Source organism: Streptomyces sp. NBC_01334, assembly GCF_035983595.1.
In the GTDB taxonomy this organism is placed as follows: domain Bacteria; phylum Actinomycetota; class Actinomycetes; order Streptomycetales; family Streptomycetaceae; genus Streptomyces; species Streptomyces coriariae.
In genome coordinates this window covers 5,040,648-5,064,075 of sequence record NZ_CP130718.1, presented here as the reverse complement: position 1 = coordinate 5,064,075, position 23,428 = coordinate 5,040,648, and the positions used below count along the sequence as shown (strand labels likewise).

At 72.2% G+C, this 23,428-nt stretch carries 22 protein-coding genes and 1 pseudogene; 11 read left to right on the top strand and 12 right to left on the bottom strand.

Features of this window, described 5'->3' with window-relative positions:
• The first annotated feature begins 34 nt into the window (after window positions 1–34).
• Complete coding sequence (locus tag OG736_RS22710; RefSeq protein ID WP_327184064.1) at window positions 35–1,078, top strand: ATP-binding cassette domain-containing protein; 1,044 nt, start codon at window positions 35–37, stop codon at window positions 1,076–1,078.
• Window positions 1,075–1,923, top strand: a complete 849-nt coding sequence (locus OG736_RS22705) for an ABC transporter permease (protein ID WP_327184063.1) — start codon at window positions 1,075–1,077, stop codon at window positions 1,921–1,923. Before OG736_RS22710 ends, OG736_RS22705 begins: the two co-directional genes overlap by 4 nt.
• Window positions 1,924–1,954: 31 nt before the next feature.
• On the opposite strand, the pseudogene OG736_RS22700 reads toward OG736_RS22705, so the two are convergent.
• A pseudogene (locus OG736_RS22700) lies at window positions 1,955–2,653 on the bottom strand (potassium channel family protein); the annotation flags it as partial.
• 120 nt (window positions 2,654–2,773) lie between these two features.
• Here OG736_RS22700 and OG736_RS22695 point away from each other — a divergent pair.
• Window positions 2,774–3,892 carry a potassium channel family protein gene (locus tag OG736_RS22695; RefSeq protein WP_327184061.1) on the top strand — a complete coding sequence of 373 codons (1,119 nt, stop codon included), beginning with the start codon at window positions 2,774–2,776 and terminating at the stop codon, window positions 3,890–3,892.
• 91 nt (window positions 3,893–3,983) lie between these two features.
• On the opposite strand, the gene OG736_RS22690 is transcribed toward OG736_RS22695, so the two are convergent.
• From OG736_RS22690 to pdhA, 5 genes are all read right to left on the bottom strand, one after another.
• Window positions 3,984–5,411 (bottom strand): molybdopterin molybdotransferase MoeA, encoded by a 1,428-nt coding sequence (locus tag OG736_RS22690; protein WP_327184060.1) that lies wholly within the window; start codon window positions 5,409–5,411, stop codon window positions 3,984–3,986.
• The gene (locus tag OG736_RS22685) at window positions 5,408–6,328 is read right to left on the bottom strand and encodes an NTP transferase domain-containing protein (protein ID WP_327184059.1); all 921 of its coding nucleotides are present in this window, start codon (window positions 6,326–6,328) and stop codon (window positions 5,408–5,410) included. Before OG736_RS22685 ends, OG736_RS22690 begins: the two co-directional genes overlap by 4 nt.
• Before the next feature lie 81 nt (window positions 6,329–6,409).
• Window positions 6,410–7,732: a dihydrolipoamide acetyltransferase family protein gene (locus OG736_RS22680; protein WP_327184058.1), complete on the bottom strand. Its 1,323-nt coding sequence runs from the start codon at window positions 7,730–7,732 to the stop codon at window positions 6,410–6,412.
• Window positions 7,732–8,736 carry an alpha-ketoacid dehydrogenase subunit beta gene (locus OG736_RS22675; protein ID WP_171398304.1) on the bottom strand — a complete coding sequence of 335 codons (1,005 nt, stop codon included), beginning with the start codon at window positions 8,734–8,736 and terminating at the stop codon, window positions 7,732–7,734. Before OG736_RS22675 ends, OG736_RS22680 begins: the two co-directional genes overlap by 1 nt.
• Window positions 8,733–9,878, bottom strand: coding sequence for a pyruvate dehydrogenase (acetyl-transferring) E1 component subunit alpha (pdhA, locus tag OG736_RS22670; protein WP_327184057.1), 1,146 nt, complete (start codon window positions 9,876–9,878; stop codon window positions 8,733–8,735). Before pdhA ends, OG736_RS22675 begins: the two co-directional genes overlap by 4 nt.
• A 175-nt stretch (window positions 9,879–10,053) precedes the next feature.
• Here pdhA and OG736_RS22665 point away from each other — a divergent pair, with 175 nt between their 5' ends.
• A complete protein-coding gene (locus OG736_RS22665) occupies window positions 10,054–10,629 on the top strand; it encodes an Lrp/AsnC family transcriptional regulator (protein ID WP_327184056.1) in 576 nt (191 codons plus the stop codon).
• Window positions 10,630–10,632: 3 nt separating this feature from the next.
• Here OG736_RS22665 and OG736_RS22660 read toward each other — a convergent pair whose 3' ends face one another.
• Together OG736_RS22660 and OG736_RS22655 are read right to left on the bottom strand one after the other, a co-directional pair.
• Window positions 10,633–11,223: a TetR/AcrR family transcriptional regulator gene (locus OG736_RS22660; RefSeq protein ID WP_327184055.1), complete on the bottom strand. Its 591-nt coding sequence runs from the start codon at window positions 11,221–11,223 to the stop codon at window positions 10,633–10,635.
• Window positions 11,220–12,743 (bottom strand): 3-hydroxyacyl-CoA dehydrogenase, encoded by a 1,524-nt coding sequence (locus OG736_RS22655; RefSeq protein ID WP_327184054.1) that lies wholly within the window; start codon window positions 12,741–12,743, stop codon window positions 11,220–11,222. Before OG736_RS22655 ends, OG736_RS22660 begins: the two co-directional genes overlap by 4 nt.
• A gap of 159 nt (window positions 12,744–12,902) precedes the next feature.
• Here OG736_RS22655 and paaN point away from each other — a divergent pair, with 159 nt between their 5' ends.
• Window positions 12,903–14,612 (top strand): phenylacetic acid degradation protein PaaN, encoded by a 1,710-nt coding sequence (paaN, locus tag OG736_RS22650; protein ID WP_327184053.1) that lies wholly within the window; start codon window positions 12,903–12,905, stop codon window positions 14,610–14,612.
• A gap of 4 nt (window positions 14,613–14,616) precedes the next feature.
• On the opposite strand, the gene OG736_RS22645 is transcribed toward paaN, so the two are convergent.
• Genes OG736_RS22645 through OG736_RS22635 form a run of 3 tightly spaced genes read right to left on the bottom strand, consistent with a single transcriptional unit; the run spans window position 14,617 to window position 17,701 of the window.
• Window positions 14,617–15,393: a TrmH family RNA methyltransferase gene (locus tag OG736_RS22645; protein ID WP_327184052.1), complete on the bottom strand. Its 777-nt coding sequence runs from the start codon at window positions 15,391–15,393 to the stop codon at window positions 14,617–14,619.
• A complete protein-coding gene (locus OG736_RS22640; RefSeq protein ID WP_327184051.1) occupies window positions 15,390–16,610 on the bottom strand; it encodes an HTTM domain-containing protein in 1,221 nt (406 codons plus the stop codon). Before OG736_RS22640 ends, OG736_RS22645 begins: the two co-directional genes overlap by 4 nt.
• Entirely contained in the window at window positions 16,607–17,701 is a 1,095-nt protein-coding gene (locus tag OG736_RS22635) for a DUF5819 family protein (protein WP_327184050.1), read from the bottom strand. Before OG736_RS22635 ends, OG736_RS22640 begins: the two co-directional genes overlap by 4 nt.
• A gap of 283 nt (window positions 17,702–17,984) precedes the next feature.
• On the opposite strand from OG736_RS22635, the gene paaA reads away from it, so the two are divergent.
• The 6 genes from paaA to OG736_RS22605 all read left to right on the top strand — a co-directional run bounded on the left by paaA (window position 17,985) and on the right by OG736_RS22605 (window position 22,919).
• Window positions 17,985–18,998 carry a 1,2-phenylacetyl-CoA epoxidase subunit PaaA gene (gene paaA, locus OG736_RS22630; protein WP_327184049.1) on the top strand — a complete coding sequence of 338 codons (1,014 nt, stop codon included), beginning with the start codon at window positions 17,985–17,987 and terminating at the stop codon, window positions 18,996–18,998.
• Window positions 18,995–19,282, top strand: coding sequence for a 1,2-phenylacetyl-CoA epoxidase subunit PaaB (gene paaB, locus OG736_RS22625; RefSeq protein ID WP_266798034.1), 288 nt, complete (start codon window positions 18,995–18,997; stop codon window positions 19,280–19,282). The genes paaA and paaB overlap by 4 nt, the downstream gene beginning before the upstream one ends.
• On the top strand, window positions 19,279–20,001 hold the full coding sequence (gene paaC, locus OG736_RS22620) for a 1,2-phenylacetyl-CoA epoxidase subunit PaaC (protein ID WP_327184048.1): 723 nt from the start codon (window positions 19,279–19,281) through the stop codon (window positions 19,999–20,001). Before paaB ends, paaC begins: the two co-directional genes overlap by 4 nt.
• The gene (paaD, locus tag OG736_RS22615; protein ID WP_327184047.1) at window positions 19,995–20,534 is read left to right on the top strand and encodes a 1,2-phenylacetyl-CoA epoxidase subunit PaaD; all 540 of its coding nucleotides are present in this window, start codon (window positions 19,995–19,997) and stop codon (window positions 20,532–20,534) included. Before paaC ends, paaD begins: the two co-directional genes overlap by 7 nt.
• The gene (locus OG736_RS22610; protein ID WP_327184046.1) at window positions 20,534–21,595 is read left to right on the top strand and encodes a 2Fe-2S iron-sulfur cluster-binding protein; all 1,062 of its coding nucleotides are present in this window, start codon (window positions 20,534–20,536) and stop codon (window positions 21,593–21,595) included. Before paaD ends, OG736_RS22610 begins: the two co-directional genes overlap by 1 nt.
• A gap of 127 nt (window positions 21,596–21,722) precedes the next feature.
• Entirely contained in the window at window positions 21,723–22,919 is a 1,197-nt protein-coding gene (locus OG736_RS22605; RefSeq protein WP_327184045.1) for an acyl-CoA dehydrogenase family protein, read from the top strand.
• 160 nt (window positions 22,920–23,079) lie between these two features.
• On the opposite strand, the gene OG736_RS22600 is transcribed toward OG736_RS22605, so the two are convergent.
• Window positions 23,080–23,409, bottom strand: a complete 330-nt coding sequence (locus OG736_RS22600) for a rhodanese-like domain-containing protein (RefSeq protein WP_327187682.1) — start codon at window positions 23,407–23,409, stop codon at window positions 23,080–23,082.
• Window positions 23,410–23,428: the final 19 nt, after the last annotated feature.

Below are 23,428 nucleotides of genomic sequence, written 5' to 3'. Positions count from 1 at the left end.
CCATGCGTAGCCCAAGTACGCGGAAGGAACCCCCATGAGCCAGCACACCGCCGGCCTGGCGATCGAGACTGCGGGCCTGGTCAAGACGTTCGGCGAGACCAGGGCCGTGGACGGCGTCGATCTCGCCGTCCCCACCGGCACGGTCTACGGCGTCCTCGGCCCGAACGGCGCCGGCAAGACGACCACCGTGAAGATGCTCGCCACGCTGCTGCGACCGGACGGCGGCCAGGCCCGGATCTTCGGCCACGATGTCGTCCGGGAGGCCGACGAGGTGCGCGGCCGGGTGAGCCTCACCGGCCAGTACGCGTCCGTGGACGAGGACCTCACCGGCATCGAGAACCTGGTGCTGCTCGGCCGGCTTCTCGGGCACGGCAAGAAGGCCGCCCGGGAGCGGTCCGCGCAGCTCCTCGCCGCGTTCGGGCTCACCGACGCGGCCGGAAAGCAGGTCAAGCACTACTCGGGCGGCATGCGGCGCCGGATCGACATCGCCGCGTCCATCCTCAGCACGCCCGACCTGCTCTTCCTCGACGAGCCGACGACCGGGCTCGATCCGCGCAGCCGCAACCAGGTGTGGGACATCGTGCGAGCGGTGGTCGCGCAGGGCACCACCGTGCTGCTGACCACGCAGTATCTGGACGAGGCCGACCAGCTGGCGTCCCGGATCGCCGTCATCGACCGGGGCCGGGTCATCGCCGAGGGCACCAAGGGCGAGCTGAAGGCGTCCGTCGGCGCCGGTTCCGTCCATCTGCGGCTGCGCGACGCCGAGCAGCGTCCCGAGGCCGAGCAGGTGCTGCGGCTGGCCCTGGACGCGGACGTCCAGCGGGAGCCGGATCCGGTGGCGCTGACCGCCCGGCTCGACGCGGCGGCGGGCGACACGGCCGCCGCCCAGGCCGCCCGGGCCCTCGGGGAACTGGCCCGGGCCGGGGTCGTCGTCGACAACTTCTCGCTGGGCCAGCCCAGCCTGGACGAGGTGTTCCTCGCCCTCACCGGACACGACACGAAGACCGACACCGGGCCCGGAACACCGGCCGATGCCGGTACACCGGCCCGCGGCCAGAAAGGCGAGGTGGCGGTATGAGTACCGTGACCAGCACGGACGTCCAGGATCTCGCCCCCGTCAGCGCCGAGTCGCTGGCCGCGCTGCTCGTCGCGCAGGAGCGCCCGCCCCGCCCGAGTGCCCTCTCGGCCTCCCTCACCTTCGGCTGGCGGGCGATCCTCAAGATCAAGCACGTGCCGGAGCAGCTCTTCGACGTCACCGCTTTCCCGATCATGATGGTGCTGATGTACACGTACCTGTTCGGGGGCGCCCTGGCCGGGTCCCCGGAGGAGTACATCCAGTTCCTGCTGCCGGGCATCCTGGTGATGTCGGTCGTGATGATCACCATGTACACGGGTGTCTCGGTGAACACCGACATCGAGAAGGGCGTCTTCGACCGCTTCCGGTCGCTGCCGATCTGGCGGCCGTCCACGATGGTCGGCTATCTGCTGGGCGACGCGCTGCGCTACACGATCGCGTCCGTCGTGATGCTCACCGTCGGCATGATCCTCGGCTACCGGCCGGACGGCGGGCTCGCGGGCGTGGTCGCCGGAATCGCTCTGCTGGTCGTCTTCTCGTTCGCTTTCTCGTGGATCTGGACGATGTTCGGGCTGCTGCTGCGCACCGAGAAGTCGGTGATGGGCGTCAGCATGATGGTGATCTTCCCGCTCACCTTCCTGTCCAACGTGTTCGTCGACCCCAGCACCATGCCGGGCTGGCTCCAGGCGTTCGTCAACAACAGCCCCGTCACCCACCTGGCCTCGGCGGTGCGGGGGCTGATGGCGGGTGACCGGCCCGCTGCCGAGATCGCCTGGTCGCTGGGGTGGGCCGGACTGTTCGTGCTGGTCTTCGGGCCGGTGACGATGCGGCTCTACAACCGCAAGTAGCGCCGCCGGGCAGCACCCGAGAGCGTGCGCCTCAGGCCGGCGGGAGCGGCGGGACCCCTGGCATGCCGGGGGTCCCGAGGGGAGCCCGGGTACGGTCCGGGCCCACCCGCACGATCGTGACCACGCGGTCCGTCGGTTCCAGCATGCCGATCGCCGGGTCGTCGTAGGCAAGGACGCGGTGGCCGCGGACGACGCTCACCACCAGGTCGTCCGTCTCACGCGGTCCGCGGCCCGTCTCGGCCTTGGTGACGGGCCGTTCGACGAGGTCGAGCCCGTCGCCCTGCTGGATGAGGTCCTCCATGACCCGGCCCGCCGCTGGACTGAGCACGGACAGGCCGAGGAGCCGGCCGGCCGCACCGGCGCTGGTGATGACCTCGTCGGCGCCCGACTGCCTGAGCAGCGGGGCGTTCTCCTCTTCGCGGACCGCCGCCACGATCTTCGCCCTGGGGTTGAGCTGGCGGGCCGTCAGCGCCACCAGGACGGCCGTGTCGTCCCGCTGGGTCGCGATGACGATCCGTCCCGCCCGCTGCACCTCGGCCCGCCGCAGCACGTCACTGCGGGTGGCGTCCCCGACCACACCCTCGTAGCCCTCGGCCGTCGCCGCGTCGATCACCTTCGCACTGGGGTCGATCACCACGACCTGTTCCCTGCGCAGGCCCGCCGAACAGGCCGTCCGGATCGCGGACCGTCCCTTCGTTCCGAAGCCGACGACGACAGTGTGGTCGCGCAAGGGGACCTCCGGGATCATGGATATCTGTGGACTCATGGACACGTGTTGCTTCATGACGGGCAGGAGCCCGCCGGGAACCATGGTGCCCACCGATCGGATCACCGTCACAGGGGGCACACGATGAAGGACCACGAACGACAGCCGGCCGGCCCGGCCAGACTCTCCCTCTTCAGGTCCCTCTGGTACCGCTCCCGCACCGAAGCCCGGGACGACGCCGAGGCGGGCCGTTCCATCACGATGCCCATGCGCATCGCCGTCCCTCCGCTTCTGCAGGTACTCCGACGCCTCGCCATGGGTCTGCTGGTGCTGGCCATCACCACGCTGATCGTCTATGTCGACCGTGACGGCTACAACGACAACTCGGACGGCTCCGTCAGCCTCCTCGACGCCGCCTACTACGCCACCGTCACACTCTCCACCACCGGCTACGGCGACATCACCCCGGTCAGTGAAACGGCCCGGCTCGTCAACATCCTCGTCATCACGCCACTGCGCGTGCTGTTCCTGATCATCCTGGTCGGCACCACCCTGGAGGTGCTCACCGAGCGCACCCGTCAGCAGGTCCGCGTCCACCGCTGGCGGGCCCGCACCAGCAATCACGTCGTGGTCGTCGGATACGGCACGAAGGGCCGCCACGCGGTGGAGACCCTCGTCGGGCAGGGCATCCCCAAGGACCGGATCGTCATCGTGGACGCCCAGCGCAAGTCCGCGCTCGCCGCCGGCGACGACGGACTGGTGTCGGTGACCGGGGACGCCACCCGCTCGGAGACGCTCCTCAAGGCCGAGGTCCAGACCGCCTCCCGGGTGATCGTCGCGCCGCAACGCGACGACACGGCCGCCCTGATCACCCTCACCGCCCGGCAGCTGAACCGGCGCGCGACGATCGTCGTGGCCGCCCGGGAGGACGAGAACGTGCCGCTGCTCAAGCAGAGCGGCGCGGACACCGTGATCACCAGCTCCAGCTCCGCCGGTCGGCTGCTCGGCGTCTCGATGGTCAGCCCGACCGTGGCCAGGACCCTGGAGAACCTGATGACCCTCGGCAACGGCCTGGACCTCATCGAGCGGCCGGTGAGCAAGGCGGAGGTCGGCGCGGCACCCCGCAGCTGCACGGACCTGGTCGTGGCCGTCGTCCGGGGCAAGGAACTGCTGGACTACACCGACCCCCGGCTCACCCGACTCCAACTGGGGGACCGCGTGATCACGGTCAGCCGGGCCGTCCCGGCAGGTGAGCAGGCATGACGACGTTTCACGTGAAACCGGGAGCAAGCCGGGGCGAGCTGGAGCAAGCCGGGACCGTTTCACGTGAAACACGGGTGAACCAGGGGCTGTTTCACGTGAAACAGGCGTCGATCCCAGCCGTCGCCCACGGCAGATCGAGGAGCTCCGTCTCCTGACCCGCGCGTGCACCGCCCGGCGGCACGACGGCGAGGGCGTCGGCGGCTGCGATACCCCTCAGCATGGCCGGGCCGTTGTAGTGCAGCGGCACGGCATGGTCACCCCGCAGGACGACCGGGATGAGCCGGGTGTCGTACGGGTGCCCGTGCACCGATTGCCGCAGCGGCAGCGCATACGGCTCGGGAGCCGGCCGGGCGGCGAGGGCGCGCAGCAACGGCTCGGCGAGCGTGAGCAGGCCGGAGACGGCCGCGAGGGGGTTGCCGGGCAGGCCGACGAGGTGCTGGTCCTCCTTGAGGCGGGCCAGCAGCATCGGGTGACCGGGGCGCACCTTGACGCCGTCGACGAGGAGTTCGGCGTCGAGTCGGCGCAGGGTGGGGTGCACGTGGTCGACGGGCCCCGAGGCGGTGCCCCCGGTGGTGACGACGAGATCGGCGGCGGATGCGGTGATGGCCTTGTGCAGGGCCTTCGCGTCGTCGCCGAGCCGGCGTACGGAGGTGACCTCGGCGCCCAGCGCCCGCAGCCACGGGGGCAGCATCGGACCGAGCGCGTCCCGGATGAGGCCGTCGTGCGGGCGGCCCTCGGTGAGCAGTTCGTCGCCCAGGACGAGCACCTCGACCCGGGGCCGGGGGACGGCGGCCAGCGTGTCGTACCCGGCGGCCGCGGCGAGGCCCAGGACAGCCGGGGTCACCACCGCCCCGGCCCGCAGCAACTGATCCCCGCTGCGGCATTCCTGGCCCCGCGGGCGGATGTCCTGCCCGTGCTGCATCTCTCGGGTCGGGTGCAGCCGACCGTTGTCGTCGGTCCGGCCGTGCTCGCTGCGCAGTACCGCGGTGGTGTCCGGGGGGATCCGGGCGCCGGTGGCGATCCGTACGGCCTCGCCGTCGGCCAGGGGCGCGGGCGCCGAGCTGCCGGCCAGCACGCCCTCCTCCCGTACGTGCCAGGGTCCGGGGCCCGCGACGGCCCAGCCGTCCATCGCCGAGGTGTCGAAGGAGGGCAGGTCGGTGAGGGCCGTCAGCGGGGCGGCGAGAACGAGGCCGAGGGCGTCGCCGAGGGCCACGGAGACGGGCGCGAGGCGGGCGGCACCGGAGCGTGCGGCGCGGGCGGCGATCGTCCGGGCCTCGGGCCAGGAGGTCGCCCGGTGGCGTTGCTCGGCAGCGTCGGCCCGGTGGCCGGTCTCCGGGCTCCGGGCCGGGGAAGAGCGGGAGGAGGAGGGTGGCGTGCCGTCGCCGCTGCCCCCGCGCTGTGCGGGGTTGTGGCCGCCGGCCGGGCGGGCGGTGCCGTTGCCGTCCTTCACCAGGGCGAGCGCCTCCTCGACGTCGAGGTCCTCGGCGTCGAGGCCCTGCCGGGAACCGCGGGCGGTCATCCGGCGTCCGGTCCGGAGCCGCCGGGCTTGTCGGCCTTCTGCTGCTCGGCCTTCCCCTGCCCGGCCTTCTCCTGTTCGTCCTCCTCCGCCCAGCGCAGCGCGAGCGCGGCGGCCTTGCGGGCGGCCTCGGCGACGGCTTCGGGTCCTCCCTGGGCCTGCGCGGCCGCATAGCCGACCAGGAAGGTGGTCAGCGGGGCCGCAGGCCTGGCCACCCCGTGGGCGGCGTCGCGGGCGAGATCGAGAAGGGCGCCGGTGTCGACGTCGAGGTCGATGCCCAGCTCGTCCTTGACTGCGGAAATCCATTCATCCAACACGTGGTCATGCTCCCTGATACGTGCCCTGGCGGCGGCGATGTCGTCCCAGGTGTCGCAGTCGAACGACGCGACCGGGTCGGGGACGCGGGTGAGGTCGAGTCCGGCGGTCAGCCGGCGCAGCGGCAGTCCGGCGAGGCCGCCTTCGCCGGCGGTGAGCACCGCCAGTTCGCGGCGCAGGGCGGCCGTGCGGTACGCGGCGACCAGCGGCTGGTCACGGCCGTCGGCGTCGGTGAGCAGCACGCCCTCGGCCGGACCGGCGCGCAGGGCGGTCAGCAGTCGTCGTACGGTGTCCGCCGCGAGGAAGGGCAGATCGGCGGAGAGGACGAGGACGTCGTCCGCCGCGGTGTGGCGCAGTCCGGCGTCGAGCGCGGCGACGGGCCCCGCGCCGGGTGGATCCTCGCGGGCCCAGCGCACGGGCCGCGCGGTGGGGCGGGGATCGGCGACGACGACGGTGGTGCGCGCGTCGGCGCAGGCGCCGAGCACCCGGTCGAGCAGCGCGCGCCCGCCCACCCGCACGCCGGGCTTGTCGGCGCCGCCGAGCCGGCGGGCGCCGCCACCGGCGAGCACGACGGCGTCGTGGGCGGCGGGCTCGTTCGAGGTCACCCCCCGAGTATGCGGGCCACCCCGGGGATGCGGGCCCGCCGGATCACGGGAAACACGCGAATCGCCGGGGCCCGCCCGCAATCACAGGGTGCGCAACAGCACCGCCGGCTGCTCCACGCAGTCCGCCACGTAGCGCAGGAAGCCTCCCGCCGTTCCGCCGTCGCACACCCGGTGGTCGAAGGTGAGCGAGAGCTGGACGACCTGGCGCACCGCAAGCTCGCCCTCGTGCACCCACGGCTTGGGGATGATGCGGCCGACACCGAGCATGGCCGCCTCGGGGTGGTTGATGATCGGCGTGGAGCCGTCGACTCCGAACACCCCGTAGTTGTTCAGGGTGAAGGTGCCGCCGGTCAGGTCGGCGGGGGTGAGTCGGCCGTCCCGGCCCGCCTCGGTGAGCCGGGCGAGCTCCGCGGTGAGTGCCTCGGCGTCCCGGGCGTGCGCGTCGCGGACGACGGGCACGACGAGTCCCCGCTCGGTCTGCGCGGCGAAGCCGAGGTGGACATGGTCGAACTGGACGACCTCCCGGGCCGCCAGGTCGACGGTGGAGTTCAGCTCCGGGAAGCGGGCCAGCGCCGCGGTGCAGATACGGGCGAGCAGCGCGAGGAGGGAGATCTTCGGCCCGCCGGACGCGTTCATGGCTGCCCGGGCCCGCATCAGCTCCGTCGCGTCGGCGTCCACCCAGCAGGTGGCGTCGGGGATCTCGCGTCGGCTGCGGGAGAGCTTGTCGGCGACGGCACCCCGGACGCCCTTGAGCGGGACGCGGCGGCTTCCGGAGGGAGCGGAGGACGCGGGCGACAGCTGCGCCGTCTGGTCCCGCGGGGCGGCCCCCCGCAGCGCGTTCTCCACGTCCGCCCGCAGGATCAGCCCCTCGGGCCCGGAGCCCGTGATCTCCCGCAGGTCCAGGTTGTTCTCCCGGGCGAGTCTGCGCACCAGGGGGGAGATCACGGGGACGGGGCCGTCGGGCTTTCCGGCCGGGACACCCGGGAGAACCGGGACAGTCGGGACGGGGGCGGCGACGGTCACGGAAGCGGCTGGTTCCGGTCGCGCCGACCGGATCCGGCGCCTGCGCGCGGGTGCCTCCGAGGTGCCGTAACCGACGAGCACGTTGCCCGACCCCTCAGCACCCTTGGCGAGAACCTCCGGGCCGCCGGAGGCCGGCGCACCGACCGCGACGGTGATCAGCGGGGCGCCGACGGGCAGTTCGGTGCCCTCCTCGCCGAAGCGGGCGGTGACCACACCGCCGTAGGGACAGGGCACCTCGACCATCGCCTTGGCCGTCTCGACCTCGACGACCGGCTGGTCGACGGCGACGACGTCGCCGACCTGGACCAGCCAGCGGACGATCTCCGCCTCGGTGAGTCCCTCGCCGAGGTCGGGGAGCTTGAACTCCAGCACCTGTGCCATCAGTTGTCCGCCTCCCACTGCAACCGCGCCACGGCGTCCAGGATGCGGTCGACGCCGGGCAGGTGGTGGCGCTCCAGCATCGGCGGCGGGTACGGAAGGTCGAACCCGGCGACGCGCAGCACCGGTGCCTCCAGGTGGTGGAAGCAGCGCTCCGTGACGCGGGCCGCTATCTCGCCGCCCGGGCCGCCGAAGGAGCCCGACTCGTGCACGACGACCGCGCGGCCGGTCCGCCGCACCGAGGCGCAGACCGTCTCGTCGTCGAAGGGCACCAGGGAACGCAGGTCGACGACCTCGAGGTCCCAGCCCTCGGCGCGCGCCGCTTCGGCGGCTTCGAGACAGACCGGCACCGAGGGACCGTAGGTGATCAGTGTGGCGCTCCGGCCCGGGCGCCGCACCACCGCGCGACCGATCGGCTCGACACTCTGCGGTTCCTCGGGGTTCCAGGAGTCCTTGGACCAGTACAGACGCTTGGGTTCGAGGACGACGACCGGATCGTCGGAGGCGATGGCGGCACGCAGCAGACCGTAGGCGTCGGCGACCGTGGCGGGCGTGACGACATGGAGGCCCGGGGTCGCCATGTAGTACGCCTCGGAGGAGTCGCTGTGGTGCTCGACGCCTCCGATGCCGCCGCCGTAGGGCACCCGGACGGTGATCGGCAGGGGCATACGGCCGCGGGTGCGGTTGCGCATACGCGCGACATGGCTGATGAGCTGCTCGAACGCCGGGTAGGCGAAGGCGTCGAACTGCATCTCCACGACCGGCCGCAGTCCGTACATCGCCATGCCGACGGCAGTGCCGAGGATGCCGGCTTCGGCGAGCGGGGTGTCCGTGCAGCGGTCCTCGCCGAACTCCGCGGCGAGCCCGTCGGTGACGCGGAAGACGCCGCCGAGGGTGCCCACGTCCTCGCCCAGGACGTGCACGGTCGGGTCGGCGGCCATCGCGTCCCGGAGCGCGCGGGTGAGGGCCTGCGCCATGGTGGCGGGCTTGAGGGCGACGGTGGTCATCGGTGCGTGCCCTCCTGGTCGGCGTGCTCTGCCTCGAGCTCCGCCCGCAGCAGGTCGCGCTGCTCCCGCAGTTGGGGGGTGGGTTCGGCGTACACGTGGGCGAACAGGTCCATGGGATCGAGGACCGCGTCCTGGTTCATGCGGGCGCGCAGGTCGGCGGCCATCGTCTCGGCGGCGTCCCGCGCGGACTGCTTCGCGTCCTCGTCGAGCAGCCCGCGCGCGGTGAGTTCGCGCTCCAGCAGCTGGATCGGGTCGTGTTCGCGCCAGGTCTCGACCTCGGCGTCGCCGCGGTAGCGGGTGGCGTCGTCGGCGTTGGTGTGCGCCTCGATGCGGTAGGTCACCGCCTCCACGAGGGTGGGGCCGCCGCCCTCACGCGCGTGCCGTACGGCGTCGCTCAGCACCTCGTGCACGGCGGCCGCGTCGTTGCCGTCGACCAGGCGGCCCGGCATGCCGTATCCGACGGCCTTGTGGGCCAGCGAGGGAGCGGCCGTCTGCTTGGCGAGCGGTACGGAGATCGCGAAGCCGTTGTTCTGCACGAGGAAGACGACCGGGGCCTGCCAGACGGCGGCGAAGTTCAGCGCCTCGTGGAAGTCGCCCTCGCTGGTGCCGCCGTCGCCGACCATGGCGAGCGCGACCACGTCGTCGCCCTTGAGACGGGCGGCGTGCGCGAGACCCACGGCGTGCGGGAGCTGGGTGGCGAGCGGGGTGGACAGCGGCGCCACCCGGTGCTCGTACGGGTCGTAGCCGGTGTGCCAGTCGCCGCGCAGCAGGGTGAGGGCCTCGACGGGGTCCACGCCGCGCGCGACGACGGCGAGGGTGTCGCGGTAGCTGGGGAAGAGCCAGTCCCGCTCCTGGAGGGCGAGCGCGGCGGCGACCTCGCAGGCCTCCTGGCCGGTGCTGGAGGGGTAGACGGCGAGTCTGCCCTGCTTGGTGAGGGCGGTGGCCTGGACGTTGTAACGGCGGCCGCGCACCAGCTGGGCGTACAGCCGGCGCAGCAGCTCCGGGTCGGCCTGCGCGGCCGCGTCGGTGCCGAGGACGCGGTACGGCTCCGCGTCGGGCAGCAGCGGCGCGGGGTCGGTACGGGGCTGCCAGGCCGGCGGCGGAGTCGGCCGGTAAGCGCCCCGCTGCTCCATGACCGTCATGACGGCACCTCCTCGTAGGAGTGGCTACGGGAGACGCGTCGGTTGTGATGCGCCTCACCTACCGATTGTTCGGTCGTCGGCACATTTTGGCTACAGGGCCCCTCAGGCTGTGGACAAACGGTTCTCCACAACCTGAGATGGGTGCAGTACGTCCATGACAGGGAGGCAGGGGGACATGGCACCTGAACAAATGGCCGAAGGGGCGGAGAACGGCACCGCGCCGGCTCCGGGCAACCCTCCGCCGCCGACCGGTGTCCTGTCGCCGAGCAGTGTCCCGTCACCGGGTGGCGCCCCGCTGCCGCCGCCGCGTCCGCTGGACGCCATAGATCAGGACATCCTTCAGATACTCCAGGCGGACGGCCGCGCCTCGATACGGTCGGTCGCCGAGCGGGTCCACGTCTCGCGTGCCAACGCCTACGCGCGGATCAACCGGCTCATCGAGGACGGCGTCATCCGCGGCTTCGGCGCCCGTGTCGACCACGAGCGCGCCGGGCAGGGCACGAGCGCCTACATCACGCTGAAGATCGTGCAGAACTCCTGGCGGACGGTGCGCGAGCAGCTGCGGCTGCTGCCCGGCGCCTCCCACATCGCCCTCGTGGGGGGCGATTTCGACGTCCTGCTCCTGGTGCACACGCCCGACAACAGAGCGCTGCGCGAGGTGGTGCTCACCCGGCTCCAGTTGATCCCCGAGGTGCTCAGCACGCGCACGCTGCTGGTGTTCGAGGAGGAGGACCTGGAGCCCCAGGGGTGAGTCCTACGGGGCCGTGCGCAGCCCCTCGAAGACCAGTCGCACCACCGCGTCACCGACCTCGCTCTCGACCATCCCCCGGCCGCCCGGCCGGTACCACTCGACGATCGAGTTGATCATCCCGAAGACCAGCCGGGTGGCGAGCCGTACCTCCATGTCGCCGCGTATGTCCCCGTCGGCGGCGGCCGCCTTCAGCAGCTCGGCGACCCGGTGGTCGAAGTCGCGGCGCCGCTCCAGGGCCCACCGCTCGGTGTCGGTGTTGCCGCGCACGCGCAGCAGCAGTGTCACGTACGGCAGTTCGCCGATGAGCACCTCGACCATGCGCCGCACGACGTACTCGAGGCGCTCCGAGGCGTGCCCCACGCGCGCGTGCTCCTCCTCGAGGATCCCGAAGAGGCCGTCCAGGGCCCGGCTGACGGCCCGCCGCAGCAGTTCCTCCTTGCCGGCGACATGGTGGTAGATCGACGACTTGGAGATGCCGGCCGCCTTGGAGAGGTGCTCCATGGAGGTGCCGTCGTAGCCGCGCTCGATGAAGACCTGGACGGCGACGGAGAGCAGGGTCTCCGGGGTGTACGTGTCGCGCTTGGCGGTGGTCACGAGGCGCCCTCCCGCTTCTCGGTGGCATAGGAGTGGCGGTACAGCGCGAGGGACGGCGCGTAGCGGCCGGAGGGGTCACGCTCGTGCAGGTCGTCCAGGAGGGAGCAGGCCCAGGTGCGGCCCAGCCTGCGGCTCCACTCGAAGGGGCCGAGGGGGTAGTTGACGCCCAGGCGCATCGCGGTGTCGATGTCCTCCTCGGTGGCCACGCCCTTGGCCACGGCGTCGTGCGCGAGGTCGACGATCCGCGCGACCGTACGGGCGACGATCATGCCCGGGACGTCGCCGATGACGCTGACGTCCTTGCCGAGCGCCTGGAACAGGCCGATCGCCTCGGACATCGTCTGTGTGGAGGTGTCCTGGGAGGCGGACAGGGCGATGCGGGTGGCCTTGCGGTAGTCCAGGGCGAGGTCGAAGTAGACGACGTCCCGGAACTCCACGGACGTCTGGCCGTCGGCGAGGGCGAGCTGGCCGTCGCCGGGCAGCACCAGGCGGGTGCCGTGATCCTCCTCCTCCTCGCGGACCTGGATGCCCGCCTCGCGGATCAGCGCGAGCAGTTCGGAGGCGGGGCCCAGATTGCCCTCGGCGACGACGTACGCGGGCGGCTGGGCCTTTTCCGCGGTGTGCGGTTCGGCCGAGCCGGCGGCCCCGGTCCCGGTGGAGTAGTCGTACCAGCCCTGGCCGGTCTTGCGGCCGAGGCGGCCCGACTCGACCAGGCGCCGCTGGGCGAGCGAGGGCGTGAAGCGCACGTCCTGGAAGAAGGACCGCCACACGGAGTGCGTGACCGACTCGTTGACGTCCTGTCCGATCAGGTCGGTCAGCTCGAAGGCGCCCATCTTGAACCCGCCCGACTCGCGCAGGACCGCGTCGATGGTGGCCGGGTCGGCGCCCTGCGCCTCGTAGACGGCGAACGCCTCGGCGTAGAAGGGCCGCGCGATGCGGTTGACGATGAAGCCCGGGGTGTCGGCGCAGGCGACCGGCGTCTTGCCCCAGGAGCGGGCGGTCTCGTACGCGCGGGTGGCCGACGTGACGTCGGTGGCGTACCCGGAGACGACCTCGACCAGCGGCAGCAGCGGCGCGGGGTTGAAGAAGTGCAGGCCCACCAGGCGGCCCGGGTTGCGCAGGGCGCCCCCGACGGCGGTCACCGACAGGGACGAGGTGTTGGTGGCGAGCAGACAGTCCTCGCCGACGACGTCCTCCAGCTGCCGGAACAGCTCCTGCTTGGCCTCCAGGAGCTCCACGACGGCCTCGACGACCAGAGAGCAGTCGGCGAGGTCGGTGAGGCTCTCCGCGGGCCGCAGGCGGGCACGTGCCTCGTCCCGGTCACCGGCGGCGAGGCGGTCCTTCTCGACGAGCCGGTCCAGGCGGGCGCCGATCGCGGCGGCCGCCTCGCGGGCGCGGCCGGGCACGGCGTCGTACAGCCACACGGGGTGACCGGCGACGAGCGCGACCTGGGCGATGCCCTGGCCCATGGTGCCGGTGCCGACGACGGCCACGGGGCTGCTGAGGTCGAGTGCTGTCATGTGCGCGATCCTCCCGCACGGGGTTTTCCACAGATGCGGCAGGCCCCCTTGTCCCGACCGATCGTTCGGTTACTCTAACCCTGACTGGCTGTTCCTGCCCAGGTTTCCGCCAGGTCATGAGCTCGACGGAGAGTTCTCAAGACGAGGAGTTGGTCCCGCATGGCCGCCGCCGAACCGACCGCGCACGCTCTGATCGCCCAGCACCGGCCCACCCTCGACCAGGCCCTGGAAGCGATCCGCACCCGCGCGTACTGGTCCCCGCACCCGGAACACCCCAAGGCCTACGGGGAGAACGGGAGCCTGGACGCCGCGGCCGGCAAGGCCGCGTTCGACGCCGTTCTGCACTCCCGCCTCGACCTCGGCCAGCCCGGCACCGACGACTGGGTGGGCGGCGAGGTCTCCCCGTACGGCGTCGAACTGGGCGTGACGTACCCGCACGCGGACGTGGACACGCTGCTGCCCGCCATGCGGGCCGGACAGGGCGCCTGGCGGGACGCGGGAGCCGAAGTGCGCGCGGTGGTCTGTCTGGAGATCCTCAAGCGGATCAGCGACCGGACGCACGAGTTCGCGCACGCGGTCATGCACACCTCCGGCCAGGCCTTCATGATGGCGTTCCAGGCGGGCGGCCCGCACGCGCAGGACCGCGGCCTGGAAGCGGTGGCGTACGCGTACGCGGAGCAGGTCCGCACGCCCGGCACGGCGGAGTGGAGCAAGCCCCAGGGCAAGCGCGACCCGCTCGCGCTGACCAAGCGCTTCACCCCGGTGCCGCGCGGGATCGCCCTGCTCATCGGCTGCAACACCTTCCCGACGTGGAACGGCTACCCGGGCCTGTTCGCCTCCCTGGCCACCGGCAACGCGGTCCTGGTCAAGCCCCACCCGCGCGCGGTGCTGCCGCTCGCGCTGACCGTGGGCGTCGCCCGCGAGGTGCTCGCCGAGGCCGGCTTCGACCCGAACCTGGTCGCGCTGGCCGCCGAGCGCCCCGGCGAGGGCATCGCCAAGACCCTGGCCACCCGCCCCGAGATCAGGATCGTCGACTACACCGGCTCGACCGCCTTCGGCGACTGGCTGGAGGCCAACGCCCGCCAGGCGCAGGTCTACACCGAGAAGGCCGGCGTCAACACGGTCATCGTGGAGTCCACGGCGAACTACAAGGGCATGCTCGCCAACCTGGCGTTCTCGCTCTCCCTGTACAGCGGCCAGATGTGCACGACCCCGCAGAACCTGCTGATCCCCCGCGACGGCATCCGCACCGACGAGGGCGCGAAGACCTTCGACGAGGTCGTCGCCGACCTCGCCCGCTCGGTCGACGGCCTCCTCGGCGACGACGCGCGCGCGAACGCGCTGCTCGGCGCGATCGTCAACCCGGACGTCAAGGCCCGGTTGGAGGCCGCCGCGGGCCTCGGCGAAGTCGCCCTCGCCTCGCGTGAGGTGAGCAACCCGGAGTTCCCGGACGCGATCGTGCGCACCCCGGTGCTCGTCAAGCTCGACGGGGCGCGGAAGTACTGGGAGGGGACGGACGACGAGGCCGCCTACATGGGCGAGTGCTTCGGCCCGGTCTCCTTCGCCGTCGCCGTCGACTCCACGGCCGACGCGGTCGCCCTGCTGCGGCGCACGGTGCGCGAGAAGGGCGCGATGACGGTCGGCGCGTACACCACCGACGCGGAGGTCGAGCAGGCGATCGAGGAGGTCTGCCTGGAGGAGGCCGCCCAGCTGTCCCTCAACCTCACCGGCGGGGTCTACGTCAACCAGACGGCCGCGTTCTCCGACTTCCACGGCTCGGGCGGCAACCCGGCGGCCAACGCGGCCCTGACCGACGGCGCGTTCGTCGCCAACCGCTTCCGGGTGGTGGAGGTCCGCAGGGACGCCTAGGCGTCTAGGAGACGTGCGGTGCGCCCCCGGTGGCGCTCCAGTGGTACAGCGTCATGGCCACACTGGTCGCGAGGTTGTAGCTGGAGACCTGGGGGCGCATCGGCAGGGCGAGAAGGTGGTCGGCACGCGCGCGCAGCTCGGTGGAGAGCCCGCTGCGCTCCGAGCCGAAGGCCAGGAGGGCGTCGTCCGGCAGCTTGACGCCCCGGAGGTCGTCACCCTCCGGGTCGAGGGCGAACACCGGGCCGGCCGGCAGCTCGCCGACGGTCAGCCGCTCCACGGCGGTCGCGAAGTGCAGCCCCGCCCCGCCGCGCACGACGGTCGGGTGCCAGGGGTCGAGCGTGCCGGTGGTGACCACCCCGGTGGCCCCGAAACCGGCGGCCAGCCGGATCACCGCGCCCGCGTTGCCGAGGTTGCGCGGGTTGTCCAGGACCACGACGGGAGTGGCGCGGGGCGCGTGCCCCAGCCGCTCCAGGTTGACCTCGCGGGAGGGCCGTACGGCCAGGGCGGCCACCGCGGTGGGATGCGGGCGCGGCACCAGGGAGGTGTACGTCGCCTCGGAAACCTCCGTCAGCAGCGCGTCCAGCGCGTCGCGCACGTCCGGGGCGAGTTCGTCGGCGAGGGCGAGCGTCGCCCGCCGGTCGGCGGTGACCGCCACCGGGACCTCGGCTCCGAAGCGCACGGCGTGCTTGAGGGCGTGGAAGCCGTCGAGCAGGACGGAGGCGTCGGCGAACCGCCGCCACCGGCCGAGCGGATCGGAGCCGGCGGTCACGGGGTCGGTCATGCCGTGAACCCTACGCGCGCGTGCTCGGGGTTCTCCTGGGCCCGCGGCCCCGGTGACTCCGGTGCCGGCGTACGACCGACGCCGGAGAACAGCCGTCCACGCGCGCGTGACGCCCATCCGCCCACCCGGTGCAGGAAGGTCGTCGGCAGGAAGACGGCGTCCGTCGCGATCATCGCCAGCGAGAAGAACGGCAGTCCGAGCACCACGGCGATCACCGCGTGCTCCGTCATCATCAGGGCCAGCAGGACGTTCTTCAGCCGCCGGTTGGCGAGCGTGAACGGGAAGGCGACCTGCACGATGACGGTCCCATAGGTGGCCAGCAGGACCATCGTGCCGCTGCCTGCCAGCAGATCGGCGAGCGCGGGCCAGGGCGAGAAGTAGTCCAGGTGCAGGGGGTAGTACGCGGCGGTGCCGTCCTGCCAGCGCGAGCCCTGGATCTTGTACCAGCCGGCCGTCGCGTAGATCAGACAGGCCTCGGCCATGATCACGACCAGGGCGCCGTTGTGCAGGATGTTGCCGATCACGTCGAGCAGGATCCGGGGCTCCGCCGACTTCGTGCGGCGGCCGACGGCCCACCACAGGCCCTGTACGGCCCACGCCGCCCACAGAAGCGCCGGAATGATCCAGTCGCTGTGGAAACGGCCCGCCACGGTCACCGTGACCAGGACGAACCCGGCCACGGCCCACAGGCCGGGACCCACCCGGTCCGTGACCCGCTCACCCCGCGCGCGTGCCTCCTGCGCGCGCCGTTCCCGCCGCGCGTCCAGCGACCACACCCGGCCGCACCGTATGAACACGAGATAGATCGACATCAGGTGCAGGACGTTGTCCCCGCCGTCGCCCATGAAGACGCTGCGGTTCTGGAGCGACAGCACGCCGACCATGAACAGCACCGACATCGCGCGGGTGCGCCAGCCGAGGAGCAGCAGCGCGGCGGAGAGCAGCGCGAGCAGGTACACCGCCTCGAACCAGCCCCGCCCGTCCGACCACATCAGCGCCGTGAACGCGCCGTTGGTGTCGATCAGCTGCCGGGCCAGCTCCCAGTCCCAGGGACCGTCGGGGCCGTAGAGCTCATGCCGGTGGGGGAACTCGCGCAGCAGGAACAGCAGCCAGGTGACGCTGAAGCCGATCCGGACCACGGCGCTCTGGTACGGCGCGAGCGCCGACTCGGTGACACGCGCGATGGCGGCGGACACCGTCATGGAGAACCGGTTCACCTCGCGCCTCCCTCGGTCTCGCCGTCCGGCACCGACCACCAGGACAGCTCGCGGTACACCGGGCTCATCGACACCTTCTCGGTGCTCCACTTCGGCGGGGTCACGTTGGTGGTCTGCGAACGGACCTGGATCCGCTCGACGACACCGCCGTCACCGGCCACGTCGCCGCGCTCTAGACGCCGCACCACGATGTGGCGCAGGTAGGTCTCGGAGAGGGCGCCGCGCAGGCCGACGGGGCGGTTGCCGTTGTCGTGCGTGGCGGTGAAGAAGTCCCAGGCACGGCGCAGCTCGTTCTGCTGGGTGTGGCTCGGCAGCAGATTTCCGTCGATGGCCCGGCCGTCCTGCGCCGACAGGTCGTACCAGCCGGTGGTCCGCGAGCCGCCGTCCACGGTACGGACCTGGGCGCGGACCTGGACGGCTATGTTCTGCTGAAGCGGGTTCGGCGCGAAGAGCTTCCAGTTCTGCTCGAACTCCGGGTAGATCCAGTCGTCGATCGCCTTGCCGTGCGCCTTGGTGACGGTGTTCGACGGGGCGACGTGCAGGAACACCATCCCGACATGCACGCAGACGGTCACCGCGACGACGGCCAGCGCCAGCGCGGCGCCGACCTGATAGCGGGGGGAGAGGGCGGCCACACCGGTGCGGGGCTCCGGCCGCCGAGGCCCACTCACGAGACCGGCGGCGGGGTCGATGACCGGGTCACTGACAGGGTCACCGACGGTCTCGCTGACGGGGCCACCAGCGGGGCCACCGGCGGGGTCACTGCCGGAGTCACTGGCGGGACTACCCACGGGATCACCGACGGGCTTGGCGGGCTCAGCCTGGAAAGCACCGTCCGAGTCAGCGTGCTCGGCCCGCTGAGCAGGCTCGGAGTCAGCGTGCTCGGCCCGCTGAGCAGGCTCGGAGTCAGCGTGCTCGGCCCGGGAGACGGGCTCGGAGTCCGCTTCTTCGGCCCGGGAGACAGGTTCGGGGCTCGGGAGTTCGGCTCGGGGGCGGGGAACGGTGTCCCGGGCGGGTGGCGTCTCCGCCTCCGCCTCCCTCGACGTGTTCGGCCCCTGTGGAGAGCCGGTCCCTCCGTCGTGCACGTCCATTCCGCCCCGTTCCCCGATACCGGTCGTCTTCGCGCTGCGTCGCGCAATCGCGAACGGTACTCAGCCTCACCCGTTCGGCGCAGCCCCCTCCCCGCGACACCCGGGCCGGGAAGGCCCGGGGCAGGTTGTCCACAGGGGAGGCCCGCAGGTTATCCACAGCGGTTGACACCTTACGACGGCCGTCCCACCATGGAATCGCACGGACCGAACGATCGGTCGGGAGAAGGCTCGGCAGAGCCGAGGCCAAGGCGCCGAGCCGAGGCCCGAGGTCAAGGGGGACCGCATGGCGACAGCAGCCGCGCACCAGACGGCCCGCACACAGCCGCACACCGGGCAGGACGGCGGAGCCGGCGCCGACGAGGCGTACACGCGCGCCTTCGACGCCACCGTGGCCGCCGACGAACGCATCGAGCCACGCGACTGGATGCCCGACGCCTACCGCGCGACGCTGGTGCGCCAGATCGCCCAGCATGCCCACTCCGAGATCATCGGCATGCAGCCGGAGGCCAACTGGATCACCCGCGCGCCCTCCCTGCGCCGCAAGGCCATCCTCATGGCGAAGGTCCAGGACGAGGCGGGCCACGGGCTCTATCTGTACAGCGCCGCCGAAACCCTCGGCGCCAGCCGTGAGGAACTGCTCGACAAGCTCCACTCCGGCCGCCAGAAGTACTCCTCGATCTTCAACTACCCCACGCTGACCTGGGCCGACGTCGGCGCGATCGGCTGGCTGGTGGACGGCGCCGCGATCACCAACCAGGTGCCCCTGTGCCGCTGCTCCTACGGCCCGTACGCCCGCGCGATGGTCCGCGTCTGCAAGGAGGAGTCCTTCCACCAGCGCCAGGGGTACGAGCTGCTGCTGGCCCTCAGCCGGGGCACCCCGGAGCAGCACGCCATGGCGCAGGACGCGGTGGACCGCTGGTGGTGGCCGTCACTGATGATGTTCGGCCCGCCCGACGACGAGTCCGCGCACTCCGCGCAGTCGATGGCCTGGAAGATCAAGCGCCACTCGAACGACGAACTGCGCCGGCGCTTCGTCGACATCTGCGTCCCCCAGGCGGCCTCGCTCGGCCTCACGCTGCCCGACCCGGACCTGAAGTGGAACGAGGAGCGGGGGCACCACGACTTCGGAGCCATCGACTGGACCGAGTTCAAGGAGGTCCTCAAGGGCAACGGCCCCTGCAACGAGCAGCGGATAACACAACGCAGGCGCGCACACGAAGAGGGCGCGTGGGTACGGGATGCGGCCGCCGCCTACGCGGCCAAGCACAGCTCTGGGACGGAAGTGGAGCAGGCATGACGAACACCGACTGGCCCCTGTGGGAGGTCTTCGTGCGCTCCCGGCGCGGCCTCTCCCACACCCACGCCGGCAGCCTGCACGCGCCGGACGCCGAGTTCGCCCTGCGCAACGCGCGCGACCTGTACACCCGGCGCGGTGAGGGCGTCTCGATCTGGGTCGTGCCGTCCTCCTCGATCACGGCCTCCTCGCCGGACGAGAAGGACCCCTTCTTCGAACCGGCCGCCGACAAGCCCTACCGGCACCCGACGTTCTACGAGATCCCGGAAGGGGTGAAGCACCTGTGACCACGACGACGCACACCCACACCGCCGCCCTCGCCCTCGGCGACGACGCCCTGGTGCTCTCCCACCGCCTGGGGGAGTGGATGGGCCACGCGCCCGTGCTCGAGGAGGAGGTCGCCCTCGGCAACATCGCCCTCGACCTGCTGGGCCAGGCCCGGATCCTGCTGTCGATGGCAGGCGACGAGGACGAGTTGGCGTACCTGCGCGAGGAACGCGCCTTCCGCAACCTCCAGTTGGTCGAGCAGCCAGGCGGCGACTTCGCCCACACCATCGCCCGCCAGCTGTACTTCTCCACCTACCAGCATCTGCTGTACGCACGGCTGGCAGCCGTGGAGGGCCCGTTCGCGGGACTGGCGGCGAAGGCCGTCAAGGAGGTCGCCTACCACCGCGACCACGCCGAACAGTGGACGCTGCGGCTCGGCGACGGCACCGAGGAGAGCCACGAGCGGATGCAGCGGGCCTGCACGGCACTGTGGCGGTTCACCGGGGAGATGTTCGCCCCCCTGGACGGCCTCGACCTCGACCGGTCGGAGCTGGACTCGGCCTGGCTGGAGTCGGTGCGCAGCGTGCTGGAGCGGGCCGGCCTGGCCGTGCCCGAGGGATCGCGCACCGGAGCCTGGCGCGCCGGCGCGGGCCGCGAGGGCCTGCACACCGAGTCCTTCGGCCGGATGCTCGCCGAGATGCAGCACCTGCACCGCAGTCACCCGGGTGCGTCATGGTGACGCTCACCCCGCTGGAGGCGGAACTCCTCGAGGTCGCCGGCTCGGTGCTCGACCCCGAACTGCCCGTGGTCACCCTCCGGGAACTCGGCGTGCTGCGCGCGGTGCACGTACGCGACGCGGACACCGTCGACGTCGAGCTGACCCCCACCTACACCGGCTGTCCGGCGGTGGAGGCGATGTCCCTGGACATCGAACGGGCGCTGCACGCACACGGGGTCCGCGAGGTCACCGTGCGCACGGTACTGTCCCCCGCCTGGTCGACCGACGACATCTCCGCCGAAGGGCGACGCAAACTCCGGGAGTTCGGCATCGCACCGCCACGCGTGCGCAAGGCGGCCGAACCGGTCGGCGTCAGCCTGGGCCCCACCCGGACCCGGGACGCGGACATGGGCGCGGCCCTGGAGCCGATCCTCTGCCCGCACTGCGGCTCCGCCGACACCGAGCTGCTCAGCCGCTTCTCCTCCACCGCCTGCAAGGCGCTGCGACGCTGCCTCGCCTGCCGTGAACCCTTCGACCACTTCAAGGAGTTGTGATGGCCCGCTTCCACCCGCTCCAGGTGGCCGCGGTGGACCACCTCACCGACGACTCCGTCACCCTCACCCTCACGGTCCCCGACGCGCTGCGCGAGGAGTACCGGCACGCGCCCGGCCAGCATCTCGCCCTGCGCCGCGTGGTCGACGGGACCGAGGTCAGGCGGACGTACTCGATCTGCTCGCCCGCGCCCGGTCCCGACGGTGCGGGGCCCGGCACGCTGCGGGTGGGCGTGCGGCTGGTCGAGGGCGGGGCCTTCTCGACGTACGCGCTGAAGGAGATCGCCGTCGGCGACGAGCTGGACGTGATGACGCCGGCCGGCCGGTTCACCCTCACCCCCGCGCCCGGCCGGTACGCGGCGATCGTCGGCGGCAGCGGGATCACGCCGGTGCTGTCGATCGTCTCGACGCTGCTGGCCCGCGAGCCCGCGGCCCGCTTCTGCCTCATCCGCAGCGACCGGACGGCTGCCTCGACGATGTTCCTGGAGGAGGTAGCCGACCTCAAGGACAGGTACCCCGAGCGGTTCCAGCTGGTCACCGTGCTCTCCCGGGAGGAGCAGCAGGCCGGGCTGCCGTCCGGGCGGCTGGACCGGGAGCGGCTGACCGGGCTGCTGCCGTCGCTGCTGCCGGTGGCGGAGGTGGCGGGGTGGTTCCTGTGCGGGCCGTTCGGCCTCGTCCAGGGCGCGGAGCAGGCGCTGCGGGAGATCGGGGTCGCGCGGTCCCGGATCCACGAGGAGATCTTCCACGTGGAGGTCACGACGCCCCCGACGCGCGTGGCGGCTCCCGCCCACAGCACCGTGACCGCCCGGCTCGACGGCCGGGGCGGCAGCTGGCCCGTGCGGGACGGGGAATCGGTCCTGGAGACGGTGCTGCGCAACCGGCCGGACGCTCCCTACGCCTGCAAGGGCGGGGTGTGCGGGACCTGCCGGGCCTTCCTGGTCTCCGGCGAGGTGCGCATGGACCGCAACTTCGCGCTGGAACCGGAGGAGACCGACTCCGGATATGTGCTGGCCTGCCAGTCGCATCCGCTGACGGAGGCCGTGGAGGTGGACTTCGACCGGTGAGGCGCGCGCGAGGAGGGGCGACAAGGGGGTGACCGACGGTTCCCCTCGGACCGACCGTTCCCTTCTTCTAGAACCTGTTCTATCTTGACGCTCCGTCAGATCAGCTGACCCGTCGGGAGGACAGGCCGTGGACTTCACCTTCACCGAGGAGCAGCAGGCAGCGGCGGAGGCGGCGCGGGGGGTGTTCGCCGGGGTCGTCCCCGACACGGTGCCGAGCCCCGCGCTCACCCAGGGACCCGTGGCCGACGACTTCGACCGCGAGCTGTGGGCCAGGCTCGCCTCGGCGGACCTGCTGAGTCTGCTGCTGGACGAGGAGTTCGGCGGGGCCGGCCTCGACGCGATCGCGCTCTGTCTGGTGCTGCGCGAGGCGTCGAAGGTGCTGGCACGGGTACCGCTGCTGGAGAGCAGCGCGGCCACAGCCGCCCTCCAGGCCTACGGCGGACCGGAGTTGAAGTCGTCCCTGCTCACCCGGGCAGGCCGGGGCGAGATCGTCCTCACCGTCGCCGCGAACGGCCGCACCGGCCACGATCCGGCCGAACTCGCCGTGACCGCACGGCAGAACGACACGGCAGGCGCGACCGGCGCGGGTGACGAACACGGTGCGAGCGGCGCGGGGGAGCCGGGCGGCGGGGAGTGGGTGCTGGACGGGGTGCAGACGGTGGTGCCGTGGGCGTACGACGCCGACTTCGTCGTCGTACCGGCGCGCACCGGGGACGACCGGAGCGTCCTCGCCGTAGTCGCCCGTGGGCACGAAGGAGTCGTGCTCGCCGAGCAGATCTCCACCACCGGCGAGCGGCTCGGCGAACTGCGTCTCGAATCGGCGAGGATCGCCGACCGGGACGTCATCACCGCCGACGGCGCCTGGGAGTGGCTGCGCGCCCTGCTGACCACGGGGACCTGCGCGCAGGCGCTCGGTCTGGGCGAGCGCGTCCTGGCGATGACCGGCGACTACGCCGGCAAGCGGGAGCAGTTCGGACACCCCATCGCGACGTTCCAGGCTGTCGCCGTGCAGGCCGCCGACCGCTACATCGACCTGCGCGCGATGGAGGTCACGCTGTGGCAGGCCGCGTGGCGGATCGCCTCCGGGGCGCCTGGCGCGCTGCCGGCCTCGGGGGACGTCGCCGTGGCCAAGATCTGGGCCTCGGAAGGCGTACGGCGGGTCGTGCAGACCGCACAGCATCTGCACGGGGGCTTCGGCGCCGACGTCGACTACCCGCTGCACCGCTACCACGCCTGGGCCAAGCACCTGGAACTGTCGCTCGGCCCGGCCGCGGCACACGAGGAAGCCCTGGGCGACCTACTGGCCGCCCACCCCCTCGGCTGACGCCCACCCCGGCAGGACGCACCGGCCGACCCGGCAACACGAACCCGCCGGCCCGACGAGGCGACCGCCGGTCCAAGAACCCGCAGGTCCCCCGACCCACCAGTCCCCCGACCTGCCGGTCGCACGATCCGTCGTTCCGACGACCTGCCGTTCCGGGCGCCTACAGGACGGAGCCCGGATTGCCCTCGTCCGTGACGACCGGGCGGCCCACGGCGGCCCAGATCTGCATGCCGCCGTCGACGTTCACGGCGTCGATGCCCTGCTGGACGAGGTACATGGTGACCTGGGCCGAGCGGCCGCCGGAGCGGCAGATCACATGGACCCGACCGTCCTGCGGAGCCGCCTCGGTGAGCTCACCGTAGCGGGCGACGAACTCGCTGATGGGGATGTGCAGCGCCCCTTCGGCATGACCCGCCTGCCACTCGTCGTCCTCGCGGACGTCCAGCAGGAAGTCGTCGTCCTTGAGGTCGCCGACCTCGACCGTGGGCACACCAGCTCCGAAACTCATG

What these genes read in the sequence shown, in the direction of transcription:
- OG736_RS22710 (WP_327184064.1), top strand. Translation starts at nt 35, where the DNA reads ATGAGCCAGCACACCGCCGGCCTGGCGATCGAGACTGCGGGCCTGGTC.
- OG736_RS22705 (WP_327184063.1), top strand. Translation starts at nt 1,075, where the DNA reads ATGAGTACCGTGACCAGCACGGACGTCCAGGATCTCGCCCCCGTCAGC.
- OG736_RS22695 (WP_327184061.1), top strand. Translation starts at nt 2,774, where the DNA reads ATGAAGGACCACGAACGACAGCCGGCCGGCCCGGCCAGACTCTCCCTC.
- OG736_RS22690 (WP_327184060.1), bottom strand. Translation starts at nt 5,411, where the DNA reads ATGACCGCCCGCGGTTCCCGGCAGGGCCTCGACGCCGAGGACCTCGAC.
- OG736_RS22680 (WP_327184058.1), bottom strand. Translation starts at nt 7,732, where the DNA reads ATGGCACAGGTGCTGGAGTTCAAGCTCCCCGACCTCGGCGAGGGACTC.
- OG736_RS22675 (WP_171398304.1), bottom strand. Translation starts at nt 8,736, where the DNA reads ATGACCACCGTCGCCCTCAAGCCCGCCACCATGGCGCAGGCCCTCACC.
- pdhA (WP_327184057.1), bottom strand. Translation starts at nt 9,878, where the DNA reads ATGACGGTCATGGAGCAGCGGGGCGCTTACCGGCCGACTCCGCCGCCG.
- OG736_RS22665 (WP_327184056.1), top strand. Translation starts at nt 10,054, where the DNA reads ATGGCACCTGAACAAATGGCCGAAGGGGCGGAGAACGGCACCGCGCCG.
- OG736_RS22655 (WP_327184054.1), bottom strand. Translation starts at nt 12,743, where the DNA reads ATGACAGCACTCGACCTCAGCAGCCCCGTGGCCGTCGTCGGCACCGGC.
- paaN (WP_327184053.1), top strand. Translation starts at nt 12,903, where the DNA reads ATGGCCGCCGCCGAACCGACCGCGCACGCTCTGATCGCCCAGCACCGG.
- OG736_RS22645 (WP_327184052.1), bottom strand. Translation starts at nt 15,393, where the DNA reads ATGACCGACCCCGTGACCGCCGGCTCCGATCCGCTCGGCCGGTGGCGG.
- OG736_RS22635 (WP_327184050.1), bottom strand. Translation starts at nt 17,701, where the DNA reads ATGGACGTGCACGACGGAGGGACCGGCTCTCCACAGGGGCCGAACACG.
- paaA (WP_327184049.1), top strand. Translation starts at nt 17,985, where the DNA reads ATGGCGACAGCAGCCGCGCACCAGACGGCCCGCACACAGCCGCACACC.
- paaB (WP_266798034.1), top strand. Translation starts at nt 18,995, where the DNA reads ATGACGAACACCGACTGGCCCCTGTGGGAGGTCTTCGTGCGCTCCCGG.
- paaD (WP_327184047.1), top strand. Translation starts at nt 19,995, where the DNA reads ATGGTGACGCTCACCCCGCTGGAGGCGGAACTCCTCGAGGTCGCCGGC.
- OG736_RS22610 (WP_327184046.1), top strand. Translation starts at nt 20,534, where the DNA reads ATGGCCCGCTTCCACCCGCTCCAGGTGGCCGCGGTGGACCACCTCACC.